The sequence below is a fragment of the Lysinibacillus sp. NPDC097287 genome (genome assembly GCF_044761695.1).
Taxonomy (GTDB): domain Bacteria; phylum Bacillota; class Bacilli; order Bacillales_A; family Planococcaceae; genus Lysinibacillus.
This window is the reverse complement of sequence record NZ_JBIWCX010000001.1, coordinates 349,684-365,839: the sequence shown is the minus strand read 5'-3', so window position 1 is coordinate 365,839 and position 16,156 is coordinate 349,684. Positions and strand designations below refer to the sequence as shown.

20 protein-coding genes are annotated in these 16,156 nt (G+C 39.7%); 15 read left to right on the top strand and 5 right to left on the bottom strand.

The features are described 5' to 3' along the window. Complete coding sequence (locus tag ACIQ2D_RS01690) at positions 1 to 357, bottom strand: lmo0954 family membrane protein (RefSeq protein ID WP_402858409.1); 357 nt, start codon at positions 355 to 357, stop codon at positions 1 to 3. Positions 358 to 587: 230 nt separating this feature from the next. Here ACIQ2D_RS01690 and sirA point away from each other — a divergent pair, with 230 nt between their 5' ends. The 3 genes from sirA to ACIQ2D_RS01675 all read left to right on the top strand — a co-directional run bounded on the left by sirA (position 588) and on the right by ACIQ2D_RS01675 (position 2,240). Next, positions 588 to 1,013, top strand: coding sequence for a sporulation inhibitor of replication protein SirA (gene sirA / locus ACIQ2D_RS01685; RefSeq protein WP_402858406.1), 426 nt, complete (start codon positions 588 to 590; stop codon positions 1,011 to 1,013). 98 nt (positions 1,014 to 1,111) lie between these two features. Further along, positions 1,112 to 1,330 (top strand): YneF family protein, encoded by a 219-nt coding sequence (locus tag ACIQ2D_RS01680; RefSeq protein WP_402858403.1) that lies wholly within the window; start codon positions 1,112 to 1,114, stop codon positions 1,328 to 1,330. Between the two features lie 439 nt (positions 1,331 to 1,769). Beyond that, positions 1,770 to 2,240: an S-ribosylhomocysteine lyase gene (locus ACIQ2D_RS01675; protein ID WP_402858400.1), complete on the top strand. Its 471-nt coding sequence runs from the start codon at positions 1,770 to 1,772 to the stop codon at positions 2,238 to 2,240. A 75-nt stretch (positions 2,241 to 2,315) separates the two neighbouring features. Here ACIQ2D_RS01675 and ACIQ2D_RS01670 read toward each other — a convergent pair whose 3' ends face one another. Further along, positions 2,316 to 3,290, bottom strand: coding sequence for an alpha/beta hydrolase (locus tag ACIQ2D_RS01670; RefSeq protein ID WP_402858397.1), 975 nt, complete (start codon positions 3,288 to 3,290; stop codon positions 2,316 to 2,318). Between the two features lie 203 nt (positions 3,291 to 3,493). Here ACIQ2D_RS01670 and ACIQ2D_RS01665 point away from each other — a divergent pair, with 203 nt between their 5' ends. The 4 genes from ACIQ2D_RS01665 to ACIQ2D_RS01650 all read left to right on the top strand — a co-directional run bounded on the left by ACIQ2D_RS01665 (position 3,494) and on the right by ACIQ2D_RS01650 (position 6,148). Continuing rightward, positions 3,494 to 4,684 carry an acetyl-CoA C-acetyltransferase gene (locus tag ACIQ2D_RS01665; protein ID WP_402859198.1) on the top strand — a complete coding sequence of 397 codons (1,191 nt, stop codon included), beginning with the start codon at positions 3,494 to 3,496 and terminating at the stop codon, positions 4,682 to 4,684. Positions 4,685 to 4,788: 104 nt separating this feature from the next. Further along, positions 4,789 to 5,055, top strand: coding sequence for a YqkE family protein (locus tag ACIQ2D_RS01660; protein ID WP_402858394.1), 267 nt, complete (start codon positions 4,789 to 4,791; stop codon positions 5,053 to 5,055). Between the two features lie 200 nt (positions 5,056 to 5,255). After that, on the top strand, positions 5,256 to 5,462 hold the full coding sequence (locus tag ACIQ2D_RS01655) for a helix-turn-helix transcriptional regulator (protein WP_402858391.1): 207 nt from the start codon (positions 5,256 to 5,258) through the stop codon (positions 5,460 to 5,462). Further along, the gene (locus tag ACIQ2D_RS01650; protein WP_402858388.1) at positions 5,459 to 6,148 is read left to right on the top strand and encodes a DUF3169 family protein; all 690 of its coding nucleotides are present in this window, start codon (positions 5,459 to 5,461) and stop codon (positions 6,146 to 6,148) included. The genes ACIQ2D_RS01655 and ACIQ2D_RS01650 overlap by 4 nt, the downstream gene beginning before the upstream one ends. Positions 6,149 to 6,329: 181 nt before the next feature. Here ACIQ2D_RS01650 and ACIQ2D_RS01645 read toward each other — a convergent pair whose 3' ends face one another. The 3 genes from ACIQ2D_RS01645 to ACIQ2D_RS01635 form a co-directional block, all read right to left on the bottom strand. Further along, positions 6,330 to 7,178, bottom strand: a complete 849-nt coding sequence (locus tag ACIQ2D_RS01645) for an alpha/beta fold hydrolase (RefSeq protein WP_402858385.1) — start codon at positions 7,176 to 7,178, stop codon at positions 6,330 to 6,332. Positions 7,179 to 7,322: 144 nt separating this feature from the next. Beyond that, positions 7,323 to 7,781 (bottom strand): VanZ family protein, encoded by a 459-nt coding sequence (locus ACIQ2D_RS01640; RefSeq protein ID WP_402858382.1) that lies wholly within the window; start codon positions 7,779 to 7,781, stop codon positions 7,323 to 7,325. Further along, positions 7,778 to 8,677: an aldo/keto reductase gene (locus ACIQ2D_RS01635; protein WP_402858380.1), complete on the bottom strand. Its 900-nt coding sequence runs from the start codon at positions 8,675 to 8,677 to the stop codon at positions 7,778 to 7,780. The genes ACIQ2D_RS01640 and ACIQ2D_RS01635 overlap by 4 nt, the downstream gene beginning before the upstream one ends. Before the next feature lie 76 nt (positions 8,678 to 8,753). Between ACIQ2D_RS01635 and ACIQ2D_RS01630 the strand changes: the two genes are divergently transcribed. The 8 genes from ACIQ2D_RS01630 (at position 8,754) to spoIIAB (ending at position 16,150) form a co-directional block, all read left to right on the top strand. After that, complete coding sequence (locus ACIQ2D_RS01630; protein ID WP_402858377.1) at positions 8,754 to 9,299, top strand: NUDIX domain-containing protein; 546 nt, start codon at positions 8,754 to 8,756, stop codon at positions 9,297 to 9,299. A gap of 76 nt (positions 9,300 to 9,375) precedes the next feature. Next, entirely contained in the window at positions 9,376 to 9,885 is a 510-nt protein-coding gene (locus ACIQ2D_RS01625) for a hypothetical protein (RefSeq protein WP_402858375.1), read from the top strand. Between the two features lie 166 nt (positions 9,886 to 10,051). Continuing rightward, positions 10,052 to 10,510, top strand: coding sequence for a ferric iron uptake transcriptional regulator (gene fur / locus ACIQ2D_RS01620; RefSeq protein ID WP_402858372.1), 459 nt, complete (start codon positions 10,052 to 10,054; stop codon positions 10,508 to 10,510). 450 nt (positions 10,511 to 10,960) lie between these two features. Next, on the top strand, positions 10,961 to 11,863 hold the full coding sequence (gene xerD / locus ACIQ2D_RS01615) for a site-specific tyrosine recombinase XerD (protein WP_402858369.1): 903 nt from the start codon (positions 10,961 to 10,963) through the stop codon (positions 11,861 to 11,863). A gap of 91 nt (positions 11,864 to 11,954) precedes the next feature. Then, complete coding sequence (gene deoB / locus ACIQ2D_RS01610; protein WP_402858366.1) at positions 11,955 to 13,136, top strand: phosphopentomutase; 1,182 nt, start codon at positions 11,955 to 11,957, stop codon at positions 13,134 to 13,136. A 13-nt stretch (positions 13,137 to 13,149) separates the two neighbouring features. Beyond that, complete coding sequence (locus tag ACIQ2D_RS01605) at positions 13,150 to 14,400, top strand: thymidine phosphorylase (protein WP_402858363.1); 1,251 nt, start codon at positions 13,150 to 13,152, stop codon at positions 14,398 to 14,400. 963 nt (positions 14,401 to 15,363) lie between these two features. After that, positions 15,364 to 15,717, top strand: coding sequence for an anti-sigma F factor antagonist (gene spoIIAA, locus ACIQ2D_RS01600; RefSeq protein ID WP_053584148.1), 354 nt, complete (start codon positions 15,364 to 15,366; stop codon positions 15,715 to 15,717). Continuing rightward, a complete protein-coding gene (spoIIAB, locus tag ACIQ2D_RS01595; RefSeq protein WP_402858360.1) occupies positions 15,710 to 16,150 on the top strand; it encodes an anti-sigma F factor in 441 nt (146 codons plus the stop codon). The genes spoIIAA and spoIIAB overlap by 8 nt, the downstream gene beginning before the upstream one ends. Positions 16,151 to 16,156 lie beyond the last annotated feature (6 nt).

Genomic DNA, 16,156 nt, shown 5'->3' with positions numbered 1-16,156 from the left:
TTATTTTGTTAAGTTTGACCATTCTTTTTCGAAGTTTGTGAATGGATCTGCTTCTTCTTTTGCTTTAATTGTAGGGATTTCTACGATTTCGCCATTCCATTTTTTATAGATGACATAGATGATAGCGATCGCTGCTAAACCTACCATTGCTGGAATGTTAGATACGGCTGATAATACACCGATTAAACCTACTGTGAACCAAATGATTTTAGAGAATGTAGATTGGCTTGCGATGTAGAAGTGCATACCTAGTGCTACAAGGACACCTGAAAATAGTAGACCTGCTATAGGTCCGACTAGGGCTAGTGCAACAAGTGCTGCGATAAAGCCTCCTGATAATAATAGAAATTTTCTCATGTTTGTTTGCTCCTTTCGTTTGTACTTTTATATTACCTGTCAGGAGAGTTTACTAAAACGGACTAGGAATTGATTTTCATCTAGGTCTTGAGGCTGAGGGGAGCCAGAAAGGAAGCAATATAGAAACTTTTCGACAAAAATAGATGATTAACGCTTCCTCCGTTTGACAAACAAACGAAAAGGAATTCGATATACTAACGGAAATGAAACTGAACGAAAGGGGATTTCTTATGAGAACCTATTCCATTTATAAAATAAAAGAAGAACACTTAACGTTTATTTTTGGTAGAGAGCGAAAGTTACTTGAAATGATGCAAGGTTGTGAAGATGCAAATGAGAAATCCTTGAAAGAATTATCATACATTTGCGATTCAGTCCGTTTTGAAGATGTTGCAGATATCTTAGCAGCTCAACTAGATTCAAAATACACACATTTAGAAAGAACGCGTAATGCGCTATTTTTGGAGCATCCTATTAAAGGCAAGATGGCGATTTATTTGGTGGAGCGTAAAATTTGTATATACTGTGAGGGTTCTCGCATGTTAGATTTAGATTTGTTTCAAATGTTGGCTAAAATGAGTGATCGTTTTATCGCTTTTAATAAGCAGGAGAACGAGTGTGGCTGGCTCAAACCGAGGAAGTATCATATGCACTAGGAAATTTCATTGCAATATATAGTAACACGCAAGCATTTCGTGTATAATCTAGCGTGGAGAGTTTATCTCGGTATATTGTAGTGGAGGAGGTTGGCAAGATGGCAACATGGATTTGGATTATTATCGTAATTATCGCATTAGCAGCAGGTACTGCGCTTGGTTTCTATTTCGCACGTCAAGCTATGATGAAACATTTAAAAGAAAACCCACCAATCAACGAACAAATGATTCGTATGATGATGGCACAAATGGGTCGTACTCCGTCTGAAAAGCAAGTACGTCAAATGATGGCACAAATGAATAAATTCCAAAAATAATTTGGATTTTTAAGAGCAACTCGTCGATAATGGACAAGTTGCTTTTTTTTATGGCTCTACACCAAAGTCTGTACTTGACAGCACATTCCACTACAGGCGGACGCTTTGCCGCTTTGCCGCTGACGCTTCGCTTTCGCGCAGAGCAAGAGCTTCCTGGGGGCGAACATTGAGCCTCCTCGTCGCTAATGCTCCTGCGGGGTCTCAAGTTGTTCGCTGATCCCCAAGGAGTCGCCGCCTTCCGTTCCATGTGCTTACACTGTTTTTAAGTCAAGAACATGTTTTGGTGTAGATCCTTTTTATATCCTAAAATTTTATATGTGAGGTTTTTATACGTATTCTATATTTGAACAGACTTAATGTTAGATGATTCTTAAAAGTTGCACTTTTCTAACAAAAACTCGTTATAATAGATTTAGATAGATAAAAGGAGTTGTTCGTGTTGGAAAAGGAAAAAACAAATGTCGAGAGTTTTGATTTGGATCATACGAAAGTAAAGGCACCTTACGTTCGTTTGGCTGGTGTGAAAACGGGTAAAAGCGGGGATGAAGTTTATAAATATGATATTCGCTTGAAACAACCAAACAAAGAGCATATGGACATGCCTGCACTACATTCATTAGAGCATTTATCGGCAGATATTATCCGCAATTACTCAGATAATATCGTGGATTTTAGTCCAATGGGTTGCCAAACAGGTTTTTATGTATCACTAATTAACCATAACGATTACGAGGATTTACTCGATATTTTAGAAAAAACATTTACAGATGTCACAAAAGCAACTGCAGTGCCTGCATGTAACGAAGTACAATGTGGGTGGGCAGCAAGCCATAGCCTAGAAGGTGCTCAAGAGTTGGCTAAGGAATTTTTAGCAAAACGCGATGAATGGCATATCGTTTTCGCGGAATAATAAATGAAACCTTGCATAGTTTTTAGCTATGCAAGGTTTTTCTATTTGATCGGCAGATTCGCCGGCAATAAAGTTTTATTTAGAGGCAAATGGAATGACATTGGATGAAGAGGAATCGTTGTGTATTTTTTTGTAAATAAAAGTTTCTAAAAATTCATGTATGAGATCCTCATATTCAGCCATATTTTCATTAAAGGACTGTGCATGTGCACCAGTTTCAAAAAGCTTTAATTTTTTTGGACCACTTTTTTTGTTGTATAAGTCCAACGACATCGAAGCTGGAATGAACGTGTCCGTTAAGCTATGGATAAATAATACAGGCTTTTCGATATGGGTTACTGCTTCTGCGGGAGTCACACTTTTAAACGAGTATCCATCACGCAAGCGAATGAAAAAATCTGCAAAACGGATTGGAATAATCGAGCCAAATCTTAGTTCGGTTTTCGCTAATTGCTTTAGGAGTATCGAGAAATCAGAAAACGCACAATCTGAAATATAAAAATCAGCACCATCATCAACAGTACCTGCATATAGGAGCATTGTTGCAGCGCCCATTGATTCACCGTGAATGCCAATAATTGCGCCGTCGCCAACCATTGCTTTCACCGTTTTGACAACTGCATCCAAGTCTAATTTTTCATAGTGTCCATAACTGGTCGTTTTTCCACCTGAATCGCCGTGACGTCGGTGGTCAAAGATTACTGAATTGTAGCCAAGTCGTTCAAAAAGTCGTGCATAGCGTACGGAGTTAATTTTATTTTCTGTCACACCATGGCAAATAATAATTGTATTATTCGTTTGTAGCGGTTGGAACAGGATGCCACGAATCGAGTAGCCGTTAGGAGAGTCGATATTTAATTCGCATTTGAAATGTTGGTTGTACCAAACTTCGTCGAAACGTTTGGCTGTTGTTTCACGTTCTCGCACAAATTCAGGATCCTTTTGCTGAATGTACATCAATTTATTCGAAAGTGCGAAGCCGAAAAAACCGGTTGCAGCTGCAGCGAGAGTCGTTGTAATACTAGAAAGTAAAAGCATTTTCTTCTTCATGTTGAGCACCTCCTCATAACTGTTTCTTTACATTGTAATGTTCCCAACTGAGATTGATTAAAACACGACAACATTTTACAATATCTAAACAACAAGCAAAGACGCTTTCTTTGTCGAAAATCGTCAAAATATTTGTTAAAATATAGATATCTGCTAGTAGTTTATGCAGGAAGTGTCGTTTTTTGAACGGGGAAAAGGGGAGAATGGTTTTGACAAAAGAGGTAGTGATTGTCAGTGCTGTGCGTACAGCAATTGGTGCATTTCAAGGGACTTTAAAAGATGTCCCTGCAACTGCACTTGGCGCCATCGTCATCAAAGAAGCATTAACGCGAGCTGGCATTACGGGGGGAAACGTAGATGAAGTAATTATGGGGAATGTATTGAGTGCAGGGTTAGGACAGAACCCTGCAAGACAAGCATCGATTGCGGCAGGTCTACCGTATGCTGTTTCAGCGTTAACAATCAATAAAGTATGTGGATCGGGCTTAAAAGCTGTGCATTTAGCAACACAAGCGATCATAGCAGGAGATGCAGATATCATTGTAGCAGGTGGCTTTGAAAATATGAGCCAAGCGCCGTATGTATTAAAAAATGCGCGTGAAGGGTTCCATATGGGTAACCAAAAGGTTGTCGATACGATGATTCATGACGGTTTATGGTGTGCATTTAATGATTATCATATGGGTGTTACGGCTGAAAATCTGTGTGATGCGTATGAAATTTCACGCGAGGAACAAGATGCTTTTGCTGCACGTTCCCAACAGCGAGCAGAAGCTGCGATGGTAGCAGGTAAATTTAATGACGAAATCGTATCTATCGAAATCCCGCAACGAAATGGGGAGTCATTTATTTTTGCTAACGATGAATTCCCGCGTGTTGGCGTAACGGAAGAGTCATTATCGAAGCTACGTCCAGCATTTAAAAAGGATGGTTCGGTAACAGCAGCGAATGCATCGGGCATTAATGACGGCGCAGCAGCGGTCGTTGTGATGTCAAAAGAAAAAGCTGTTGAGTTAGGTTTAACACCAATGGCGCAAATTACAGCCAATGCTAGCTCTGGTGTAGATCCAGCCATTATGGGAACTGGTCCTGTAAAAGCCGTGAAAAAAGTGCTAGCAAAAGCAAATGTAACGCTTGAAGATGTAGATTTAATTGAGGCAAATGAGGCGTTTGCGGCACAATCGATTGCTGTTGATCGCGAACTTGGCTTTAATCATGATAAACTAAATGTAAATGGGGGAGCAATTGCCCTTGGTCACCCAATTGGTGCAAGTGGTGCACGTATTCTAGTGACACTTTTACACGAGATGCAAAAGCGTGATGTGAAAACAGGTCTTGCAACTCTTTGCATTGGTGGTGGACAAGGCGTAGCAACAATTGTACAACGTCCCTAAAGTTAAAGTCTCTGACGAATATCGTAGATTTTGAATTGTGCTCGTACGACTCAAAATCTGGACGTAATTACACAGAGGCGTAATTGATATAGAGGGTGAAATGAATGGGAAAGAAAAGAAAACAACAACAGCGTGTAGAGAATAGTGCAACAGCGGGGATGCCAAAGCAAGAAGCAATGACACTTGCCGATCAGCTTGGTGGCGATGTCTTAGCGAAATTAAAAGCAGCTAAGCAAGATCTAACTGCAAAAGAACAAGCAGCAGAAGAAGAGCGCCAAGCCAAACTAGCTTTCGAACGTAAACAACGTGAGAAAAACAAATCATTTGAAGAATTATTGAATGAATATGGTGACAAAGGCTCGAAGTTTTAATGTTAGGCTTAGTCTAGAAAAAACAGTGAATCCATTTTTTGTGGGTTCACTGTTTTTATGTAATTTCCGATAGTAAAATCAAGTGAAAGTAACAAAAAGAAACTTAACGCTTTCTATAATTTGAAATATTTAGATGTCATTTTGACAAGGATTGTTGTCAAAATGGAAATTATTGTGTACAATACGGAAGAGGTGATGAAATGAGAAGTCGACTCAAGGAATTACGTGCAAGAAATGGTTTGAATCAAACAGAATTAGCTAAGCGTTCAAAAGTTTCTAGACAAACAATAAGTTTAATCGAGCGAGAGGAATATATGCCCTCATTACTTATTGCAGCACGTATAGCGAAAGTATTTAATGAATCAATTGAAGATGTATTTCTATTTTCTGAGGAGGAACTATCATGAAGAAAATTGCTTTGCCTTTCATTTTGTTGAGTATTTTCCTTTATTCACTTATTAATTGGATTGGAGAGATTTACGAACAAACAGTCACGTATAACCTACTAGTTTTGTCGAATTTTATTTGTTTACTTTGTTTAATCATAGCAAGTGCTTACGGTATGCTAGCACAAAGTATTGGAGAGAAAAAGGTTGATTTTGAAGAAGAAGATGAGCGACAGCTTTCAATAGAAAGAAAAGCCTATGATACTGTTTTGTGGACACAGGCAGCTTTAACTATTTCATTTGTATCTATCATCGCAGGTTTTATGCTTGTGCGTGATTCGCACCCCAAAATTGTTGGTTATGCTATATTATTATCTATTTTATCGTTCGTTGGATTGGGGATGGTCTATTATTTAAATCGCTACACAAATCCTGAGTTTAAGTTGCCAGATCCAAAATCACCTACATATCAGCAAGAACTTTTTGACAGCTATGATGATGGTGAAAAACATTTAATGTTAAAGGGGCTATATAAGCTCTATTACTGGATTATTGGATTAATGGTTTTCTTAAGTTTTGGATTAATGTTTTATTCTATTTTTACAAAACAATCACAATTAATAAGTATTGTTGGAATTGGATGTATCCTACTATTTATCCAAACTTACTATGCACTAAGTTTGAAACCTAAAAAATCGGTTATTTAAAGAGAATAGTTCCCATTTCACCGGTTCCATATCTATATTTTATTTTGGCATCTCATTTAGCAGCAAATTCTTCGTTTAGCTTGTCGTTCGGGTTATTGTTATTACTGTAGGTATCATCGTTATCTAAACTAAAGTTTGCTGAAAAAGACGCTAAGCTATGATTTGCTTAGCGTCTTTTCTTTTATCTCTTGTTAATCCATTCAAACAATGTGCTATCAAACAACTGAGGCTCTTCAAACATTGGGTTATGCCCACTTTGCTCGAAAATTACTTTCGTTACGTTTGTATATGTGTCGTCAACAGAATCCCACAGAGAAACGGGTGAAACCAAATAATCATATCGCCCTAAACCTAAAAATACTTGTTTGTTAACGTTTTTCAATGATTGTATTAGGTCCAGTTTTCCAAATGCTTCTCCCCATAGGTGATCAATGATGGGCAAATTTGTATAGACGCCATCCCACATATACGCAGCGTTAAATGTATAATCATAAAAACTATGAGCACCCATACGAATGCACATGTGAACAAACCGTCTTGTGGGATCTTTTTGGATATCACTTTCCAACAATGCAATATCTTTTTCGAACTGTTTTTTTCTTTCGAGCTCCGCAGTTTCATTAAAGAATGAAAAACTTTGTTGCTGTCTTTCTTCACTATTCGTAGGCGCAGAATTTAAAAGAATCACCTTCTGAACATGTCTAGGATATTTTCTTGCATATTCCAAAGCCATAAATGCATGTCCAGAATGTCCTAGTATGATAAAATCTTCAAGGTTGAGCGATTGTCGTGCGATTTCTATATCATCTAATACTTTATCTAGTGTATAGTCTTCTGGTGTTAAAGCACGAGGTGGCGCTACAAATCCTCTATGATCCAAAAATATAAACTGGAACTTTTTATATAAGTTTTCTGAGAACAATCGAGAGTAATAAACACTGCTGCCCACCACTAATATTGGTGTTCCTTGTCCTTTTATACAGTAATTTAACTCAAATCCATCACTAATTACACTTTGATTTTTGTTCATTTTAATAGTCCTCTTTTCTACTTTTTATTTAGAAGAGCTATTCAAAAATGAAGCTCTTCTTTAAACCACTCCCTTTCCTTTATTTAAATCCCATGTATTCTCCATTGAACGTTCTAACATTCAAATCACCTCTATTAATTTATCTTAGGTTCTTCGTATTTTCTTCACCAACACGACAACGCCAACAAACACAATAGCTCCAGCTGTATCCACTAACACATCCTGTCCATTCATCATGCGACCAGGTGTAAAGCTTTGACGAAACTCGTCGATTCCAGCGATAAGTGCTGTCCCGAAGATTGCAACGACAGCAGGATTTCGCCTCTTACCCCAGGCAAAGTAGAGTCCAAGTGCAATGCAGCCAAACCCTACAAAGTGCGTAAGTTTACGGATTAAAAACTCAACAAATTCAAAATAGCCACGTTCTTCTATGGAGACAACCGTATCCCAGTAAGGAATTTTTAATACGGATAACTGCTTTTCAAAAGGCTTACTCGCAAGCACATCCTCAAGTGCTGGAATAATCGTCTGTTCTTCATATGTCATGCTAGAAGAGATTGCCAGTACCACTAAAAATGCGAGTAAAACAAGCCATTTTTTCATCGATGGTCAGTATATTGTTCATTTTTTGTCAGCTCTTTAGCAATTTGCAAATCCGTAATCGATGCAGCTTTTTCATAGGCTACAAGTGTTTCTTCAAGTTGCTGGGGTGAGCTAGCACCAATTACAGTTGAAGCAATCGCAGACTCTTTTAAATTGAATGCTAACGCAAGAGCATGTAAATCGTCATAATGGTCGGCTAGCTTTGCTAGGGTTGTATGTAATTCCTCTGCTGTATATCCGTTATAGCCATTTGAACGACGCACTCGTTCTGCCCACTCGTTTGTAAGTAAGCCTTTCGCAACAGTACCACGTGTTACAACAGAAGCACCTTCACTTGCTACAAAATCAAGCCATTCCTCAGGACGACGATCGAGCGCACTATACTGCATCATGACATTTTTTGCCGAACTAGCTGGTAAGAAACGTTTCAACACATTTGGTCGAATTGAAGAAATACCATACTCTCGGATTAGTCCCTCTTTTTTCAAGCCTTCAAATGTATCGATAATTCCATCCCAATCATCTTCAATCGTACCACCGTGTAGTTGATAGACATCAATATAATCTGTTCCAAGTCGCTTTAAGCTAGCACGAACAGCCTCTTTTATATAAGAAGGCGAAGCGTCCCAATGCCAGCCATCCACGCCTTCTGTAAAGCGGTTACCTACTTTTGTCGCTAGCACAATATCCTGACGGCGTTTACCTAAAATCGATCCAATTATCTCTTCATTAACCCCAAAATCATATAAATCGGCTGTATCAATAGTATTTATACCTGCATCAAGTGCCATATCGACAATATTTGCTGCGTTGTCTTTATCTGTCGAAAGAGACATGCCCCCTAAACTTATTTCAGAAATGAACAAATCACTCGAGCCGAGCTGTCTTTTTTTCATTCTTTTATCCTCCTTCGAATTCGCTACTTGTAATGGTACAATGAACATATCCGAAGAACAAGCGAGGTCTTTGCAAATGAAAAAATTTGAAGAGAAAACAACGCACACAACACCCATTTTCGATGGGAAAATCGTGAAGCTACAAGTCGATGAGGTCATTTTGCCAAATGGCAAGACGGCAAAACGTGAAATTATTAAACATCCTGGTGCAGTTGCAGTCATTGCTGTTACGAATGAAGGTAAACTAGTTTTAGTAGAACAGTATCGAAAAGCTTTAGAGCGTTCCATTATTGAAATTCCAGCTGGGAAGCTAGAGCCGGGAGAAGAGCCAATTGTTACAGCTCGCCGTGAGTTAGAAGAGGAAACGGGCTATGGCGCACATAAATTGACGTTTTTACAAGCCTTTGCAACATCACCAGGCTTTGCAGATGAGATCATTCATATTTATGTGGCAAAAAATTTATATCAAATTGAAGAAAAGGCAGATTTAGATGAAGATGAATTTGTCGAATTACTAGAAGTTTCGTTGGAGGAAGCACAAGAGATGGTCGCAGATGAGCGTATTTATGACGCCAAAACAGCGTTTGCAGTCATTTGGTTCGCTATGCAACAAACAAAATAATCACAAGGACAACCTTGCATAATAGTAGAAGTCGAGCATAAGCTGTAACAACCTTTACAAGAAAAGGAGAATGCTAATGTCTCGTACGGTCTCTATTTTTTATCACGCGTCTATCTTAGCAGTGAGCTTTGTTTGTGGCGTTATCTGCTTTCATATTATTGGTAGTGCGAATGCGGAGTCTTTTATATTGTATATTGAACCACGGTTAGCAGGGGACAAGCAGTCAATTTTTCGCTTAGTGCTGCCCGTAATCGTATCTGTCGGTATTATCCTCTTATTAGCAACTCATAACTTTTTGAAAATATTTATCCGTGTAACTGTGGCGATGCGCGCAACTTTTTTTGGTTTTAGTTCGGTGTTTTTATTGCAAAAACTAGAAGCATTCTGGCTTTACACAATTTGGTGGTTCCCATTTCAACTTATCTATTGTATATTGTTGCTAGTTCTTTGTAATTTACTCGTACCAGCCTGGGCTAAGCGAAGAATGGGGAAACAAGTACCCACTCAATCAATTATGTTGAATTTTATCGCATTTTTTATCATAATGGTGGCAGAGTTTATTGTAATATCGTATATATTGCCTTGATTTAGCTCTATTAAATCAGTGTAATCCCTTTGGTGAATGTCATAGATTTTACTCGCAAATTTCAAAATCTAGACGTAATTCCGCCGTAGGGAATTGAAATTAAATCGCTATCTTGTAATAGGATTAACTCCTTTGGTATAATGGAATGAGTTTAGGGGGGCGTCACATGGAGGGCCGTATTGATCGTATTAAAAAGCAGTTGCATAGTGCTAGTTACAAGCTGACGCCGCAGCGAGAGGCAACAGTTGCTGTATTGCTTGAGCATGAAGAAGACCATTTAAGCGCAGAGGATGTTTATCTTTTAGTAAAAGATAAAGCACCTGAAATCGGTCTTGCTACTGTCTATAGAACATTAGAGTTACTAACAGAACTCAAAATTGTCGACAAAATCAACTTTGGCGATGGCGTATCACGCTATGATTTACGCCAAGAGGGAGCCGCGCATTTCCATCATCACCTTGTGTGTATCGAGTGTGGAGCAGTCGATGAAATCCAAGAAGACTTACTCGAAGATGTGGAAGCCGTTGTAGAAAAGCGTTGGAACTTTATCATTAAGGACCACCGACTTACATTCCACGGTATTTGCTGGCGTTGTCATGATAAGAACGACGAAACTGAAGAATAACAACATGAAGCTGTCTTATGAAATCTTTACTATAGATTTCGTAAGGCAGCTTTTTGTTTTATCCTCTGACAAGGAAAGAGCGACAATTTTTTAGGAATTAAGAACGGATTAACGAACAAACTATATAAAGGCGTTGTCAAATTCAAGGAAGAATATTAGTTCTTCACCAAATTATGAGGTTGACATTTAAAATGCAGCATTAGTTGATTGTAGTGGAGCCAGCGTAACTCCTTGGGGATTAGCGTCACAGGTAAGACCCTGGAGCGAGCGTAGCGAGTGAAGCGGCTTACCGAACGCCCCCAGGAAAGCACGCTGGCGGAACGGAAATCAACCCCTAGTTTTGGTGATGAGCCAGAATATTGTCAATTAGCGATAAAAGGGAGCTTTACCACTTTTCCTTGTGTACGTGCTAGAATAGAGAATAATTGACAGTAAGGGGGCGACTTCGCGATGAATGAATTCCAATATGCAATAGAAGATTATATTCATTTTATCCAAGTAGAGCGGCAGTTATCCGCAAATACACTAGCATCTTATCGCAGAGATTTAGAGAATTATGTACAGTTTTTGCAGGAAGCTGAAGGAATGGCCGATTTTCGCCGAGTGGAACGAACAACCATTTTACGCCATTTAGAGCAATTGCGTATGCAAGGGAAAACGAGTCGTACAATAGCTCGTCATATTTCTTCGATTCGTAGTTTTCATCAGTTCTTACTTCGTGAAAAGCGTGCAGAAACAGATCCTACTGTGCATTTAGAAATGCCAACAATTGAACAAAAATTACCGAATGTCTTATCAATTGAGGAAATTGAGGCAATACTTATAGCACCAAATCGTAGTAAGCCACAAGGTAAGCGTGATGTGGCAATGCTTGAATTACTATATGGCTCTGGAATGCGCATTAGTGAGCTAATTGCCCTTGATTTAGCAGATATCCATCTAACCATGGGATTTGTACGTGTTTTCGGAAAGGGCGGTAAGGAGCGCATAGTGCCATTAGGTAAAAGTGCATTAGCGGCGTTAAGTGCCTATTTAGATGGAGCGCGTGGACAACTTCAGGGGAAATACCCGAAAACAGAGGCTTTTTTTATAAATCAAAGAGGAAAACGTTTAACAAGGCAAGGTTGTTGGAAGTTAATGAAGGAACATGCATTGAAAGCGGGTATACAACACGAACTAACTCCACATACTTTACGTCATTCGTTTGCAACACATTTAGTCGAAAATGGAGCGGATTTACGTGCTGTTCAAGAAATGCTAGGTCATGCTGATATTTCTACAACGCAAATTTATACGCATATTAGTAAAACAAGACTTTCGGAAGTGTACAAGCAGTTCCATCCACGTGCATAAAAATTTCATAGAACTGTCAGATGTCTGACCTTTATTTTTTGATTTTTTTTGGGTAGAATAAAGAAGTTGAAAGAAATAGGAGGTTACATCTATGAATAAACAATTTAAAAAAATACATGTAGTTGTCTTAGACTCAGTTGGAATTGGTGAAGCACCAGACGCAGCAAACTTTGGAGATGTTGGAGCGCATACATTAGGCCACATCGCTGAAAAAATGAATGGGCTTACAATGCCACATATGGAGTCATTCGGCTTAGCTAACATCGAACCTCTAAAAGGTGTAAACGCTGTAGATAAGCCAAAAGCCTACTACGGAAAAATGCAAGAAGCTTCAGTTGGTAAAGATACAATGACAGGTCACTGGGAGATCATGGGGTTAAATATTGATAAACCATTTAAAGTATATCCAGATGGCTTCCCTGCTGAGTTGATTGCTGAGCTTGAAGCGCGTACAGGGCGTAAAGTACTTTGCAATAAACCAGCAAGTGGAACACAAGTTATTGATGACTTTGGGCCAGAGCATATGGAAACAGGCGCATTAATCGTATACACATCTGCTGACCCAGTATTACAAATTGCAGCACATGAAGAAATTATTCCTCTTGATGAGTTATATAAAATTTGCGAAATTGCACGTGAGTTAACGTTAGAGCCGGAGTATTTAGTTGGCCGTGTTATTGCACGTCCATTCATCGGTACACCAGGTAACTTTACACGTACTTCTAATCGCCATGACTATGCGTTAACGCCATTTGGACGTACAACGATGAATACAATGAAAGATGCAGGTCTAGATGTAATTGCTATTGGTAAAATCTCTGACATTTTCAATGGTTCAGGTGTAACAGATGCCGTACGTACGAAAAACAATATGGACGGTATGGACAAATTTGCAGAAGTTGTTCGTCGTGATTTCCACGGTATGAGCTTCTTAAACTTAGTTGATTTCGATGCAAACTTCGGTCATCGTCGTGATCCAATCGGTTATGGACATGCACTGCAAGAATTTGACGCTCGTTTACCAGAAATTTTAGAAGCGATTACTGAAGATGATTTACTAATTATTACGGCTGACCATGGTAATGATCCTACTTTCCCAGGAACAGATCATACGCGTGAATATGTACCACTTTTCGTATACTCACCACGTTTCAAAGAATGTGGCGAAATAGCGCTTCGTGAGACATTTGCAGATATCGCAGCAACAGTTGCTGAAAACTTTGGCGTAGAAGCACCACCATTCGGAAAAAGTTTCTTAAACGACCTAAAATAAGGGGGATCTTATCATGAATATGGCGCAGCTATTTGAAAAGAAAAAGCATGGCAAAGAGCTTTCACAAGAAGAAATAAATTACTTTGTAGAAGGCTACACGACCGGTTCAATTCCAGATTACCAAGCGAGTTCTTTACTTATGGCTATTCGTTTGATGGGCATGACGGATGAGGAAACATTCTATCTAACGAAAGCGATGATCGAATCCGGCGATGTCATTGATTTAACGGCGATTGAAGGCTTTAAAATCGACAAGCATTCAACAGGTGGTGTTGGTGATAAGGTGACATTAGTCGTGACACCTATTATCGCAGCTTTAGGTATCCCCGTTGCTAAATTCAGTGGTAAAGGTCTTGGCATTACAGGTGGTACCATTGACAAAATGGAATCAATTCGCGGAATGAGAACAGAGCTTTCATCTCAAGAATTTATCGATAATGTCAATAAACATAAAATCGCAGTAGCAGGGCAAACGGGCAATCTTGTACCGGCCGATAAAAAAATATATGCACTGCGTGACGTAACAGGCACAGTCGATTCAATTCCATTAATTGCGGCGTCGATTATGAGTAAAAAAATTGCCAGTGGAGCAGATGGCATCGTACTTGATGTAAAATGTGGTTCTGGAGCTTTCATGAAAACGGAAGAAGAAGCTAAAAAACTTGCTGATGCTATGACAGCTATCGGTGAAAAACTTGGTCGTAAAGTAGTTGCACATATTAGTGATATGGACAACCCACTGGGTAGAATGATTGGTAACAAGCTTGAAGTCGTAGAAGCGCATGCACTTTTAAGTGGGCGTATGGAAGAAACACACGCAGATTTACTAGATGAGTGTGTCATAATTTCTTCATTAATGTATCAAGTTGCGGCTGGTGCAGATGAACAAACGGCAACGGCGGCAGTTAAACGCGTACTAGAAGACGGTTCTGCACTTGCGAAGTTTGAAGAATTCATCGTAGCGCAAGGCGGAGACGTAGCAGATATCGTACAAAATGAAACAGCTCACAAAGTGGCAGTAAAAGCACAACATGATGGAACTGTTGGTACGATTAATGCGCTTTTAGTTGGTGAAGCGAGTGTAGCTTTAGGTGCGGGTCGCTTAACGAAGGAATCGGCACTCGATTATGATGCAGGTATTCAACTTGTCGCTAAAAAAGGTGACAAGGTAGCGACTGGCGATACGATTGCTTACTTATATTCAAATAGTGAAATTACTCCGGAAACGGTAAATAAAGTACAGTCAGCATATACAATCGCATAATTACATCCAATTAGCGGGAATTCTCTTACATTAAGAGGATTCCCGCTTTTTTTTATTGAAAAAGTATCTAACGTGGGGTTAATTTCCGTTCCGGCTGGGCGCTTTCCGGGGGGCGTCCGATGAGCCACTTCACTCGCTATGCTCGCTCCAGGGTCTCATCTGGGACGCTAATCCCCAGGAAGCTTTGCTCTGTAGCGAAAGGCGAATGCCGTCAGCTACACTCGCCCAGCCTCCACTCCAATCAACCAGCAATCTAAACTTAATATGTACTTTCATCGAATGCTATCCTTCGCTTGGGATGATGAATATAAATGATTTAAGTAATTCCATCAGCTCAACACAAGAGAACCATCTACACAGTAGTCTTATTATCTTCATGCAAAATTAGATTGGTCCACCTTCTTTTACTATTTCGACAAGAAAATTCTAGTTGATTGGAGTGTAAGGCGGCGACTCCTAGGGGAACAGCGAGTAACTTGAGACCCTGCAGGAGCAGTGTGTTTTGCGACGAAAGCAAAGCGACAGGAGCACTGCGACGAAGCGGCTCAAGGCTCGCCCCCCTGGAACGCGTCCGCCTGGAACGGAAATCAACGGGTCCCTTGAACAAACCCTCATAAACGTTCACAAAGATTTCTTTGCTTTAAATGGTTCTTCAACAATTTAAAGTAAGGGTTGTATTAATTTCAAGAGTATTCTCGCTTCTTTTCGCAAGTAATATACGCTCGTTTCGCGTGTATTTCACATCGCTTCACGGGGAAATTAACCTTTAGCGCGAGTATAGTACTTGGCATCATGGAAACTCATCTAAAAAGTTTGCATCAGGTTTAAAACATCATCGTTTTTCCTATACTGAAGCCATAAGTATGTCGAATTGACACTATTTCGGAAATATATGAACTAGTTTTGTCAGTTACAAGGAATCACCACATCGGATGTGGAATTGCACAGAAGGAGGCGATGTTCATGCAATTTCAAATGGAAATGGTTTCAAGAGATACAGTTGTTGTACGTTTATATGGAGAGTTAGATCACCATGCGGTGGAGCAAATTCGATCGAAAATTTCTGCAGCGATATTTCAAGGTGCAGTATCGACAGTTATATGGAATTTAGGAGGGCTCTCTTTTATGGATAGCTCAGGTGTAGGTTTAGTACTTGGTCGTATGCGAGAACTCGAGGCTGTGGCTGGCCGGACAATACTATTAAATCCGTCGCCGACGATGCGAAAAGTGTTCCAGTTTTCGGGGTTAGGTCCTTGGATGTTAGATGCTACAGAAGAAGAAGCGATTGAACGCGTAAGGGGGATTGTAAATGGATAACGAAATGACATTAACATTTTTAGCAATAAGTGAAAACGAGGGCTTGGCACGTGTAGCTGTGACAGGCTTTATCGCACAATTAGATCCGACGATTGATGAACTATCGGAATTTAAAACGGTTGTATCTGAGGCAGTATCGAACGCAATTATCCATGGCTATGAAGAAGATGGACGTGGCGTTATTACTGTTCGTGCACAACGCGTTGACGATGTTGTAACCGTATCTGTCATGGATAAGGGCGTAGGTATTGAAGATGTTAGTCAGGCTATGGAGCCGCTATTTACGACAAAGAGTGAGATGGAACGCTCTGGCATGGGCTTTACAATCATGGATAGTTTCTCTGATCAGTTAACAGTGATGTCCAAGTGGCAGGAAGGGACGACTGTCACATTCTCCAAGAAGTTTTATTCGGTTCGCACGGCGGTCATGTGAGGGTGC

Coding starts and splice junctions, on each gene's coding strand:
- fur (WP_402858372.1), top strand. CDS start 10,052: ATGGAGGGCCGTATTGATCGTATTAAAAAGCAGTTGCATAGTGCTAGT.
- ACIQ2D_RS01670 (WP_402858397.1), bottom strand. CDS start 3,290: ATGAAGAAGAAAATGCTTTTACTTTCTAGTATTACAACGACTCTCGCT.
- ACIQ2D_RS01655 (WP_402858391.1), top strand. CDS start 5,256: ATGAGAAGTCGACTCAAGGAATTACGTGCAAGAAATGGTTTGAATCAA.
- ACIQ2D_RS01635 (WP_402858380.1), bottom strand. CDS start 8,677: ATGAAAAAAAGACAGCTCGGCTCGAGTGATTTGTTCATTTCTGAAATA.
- ACIQ2D_RS01605 (WP_402858363.1), top strand. CDS start 13,150: ATGAATATGGCGCAGCTATTTGAAAAGAAAAAGCATGGCAAAGAGCTT.
- ACIQ2D_RS01630 (WP_402858377.1), top strand. CDS start 8,754: ATGAAAAAATTTGAAGAGAAAACAACGCACACAACACCCATTTTCGAT.
- ACIQ2D_RS01645 (WP_402858385.1), bottom strand. CDS start 7,178: ATGAACAAAAATCAAAGTGTAATTAGTGATGGATTTGAGTTAAATTAC.
- ACIQ2D_RS01650 (WP_402858388.1), top strand. CDS start 5,459: ATGAAGAAAATTGCTTTGCCTTTCATTTTGTTGAGTATTTTCCTTTAT.
- deoB (WP_402858366.1), top strand. CDS start 11,955: ATGAATAAACAATTTAAAAAAATACATGTAGTTGTCTTAGACTCAGTT.
- ACIQ2D_RS01680 (WP_402858403.1), top strand. CDS start 1,112: ATGGCAACATGGATTTGGATTATTATCGTAATTATCGCATTAGCAGCA.
- xerD (WP_402858369.1), top strand. CDS start 10,961: ATGAATGAATTCCAATATGCAATAGAAGATTATATTCATTTTATCCAA.
- sirA (WP_402858406.1), top strand. CDS start 588: ATGAGAACCTATTCCATTTATAAAATAAAAGAAGAACACTTAACGTTT.
- ACIQ2D_RS01660 (WP_402858394.1), top strand. CDS start 4,789: ATGGGAAAGAAAAGAAAACAACAACAGCGTGTAGAGAATAGTGCAACA.
- ACIQ2D_RS01690 (WP_402858409.1), bottom strand. CDS start 357: ATGAGAAAATTTCTATTATTATCAGGAGGCTTTATCGCAGCACTTGTT.
- spoIIAB (WP_402858360.1), top strand. CDS start 15,710: ATGGATAACGAAATGACATTAACATTTTTAGCAATAAGTGAAAACGAG.
- spoIIAA (WP_053584148.1), top strand. CDS start 15,364: ATGCAATTTCAAATGGAAATGGTTTCAAGAGATACAGTTGTTGTACGT.
- ACIQ2D_RS01665 (WP_402859198.1), top strand. CDS start 3,494: ATGGTTTTGACAAAAGAGGTAGTGATTGTCAGTGCTGTGCGTACAGCA.
- ACIQ2D_RS01625 (WP_402858375.1), top strand. CDS start 9,376: ATGTCTCGTACGGTCTCTATTTTTTATCACGCGTCTATCTTAGCAGTG.
- ACIQ2D_RS01640 (WP_402858382.1), bottom strand. CDS start 7,781: ATGAAAAAATGGCTTGTTTTACTCGCATTTTTAGTGGTACTGGCAATC.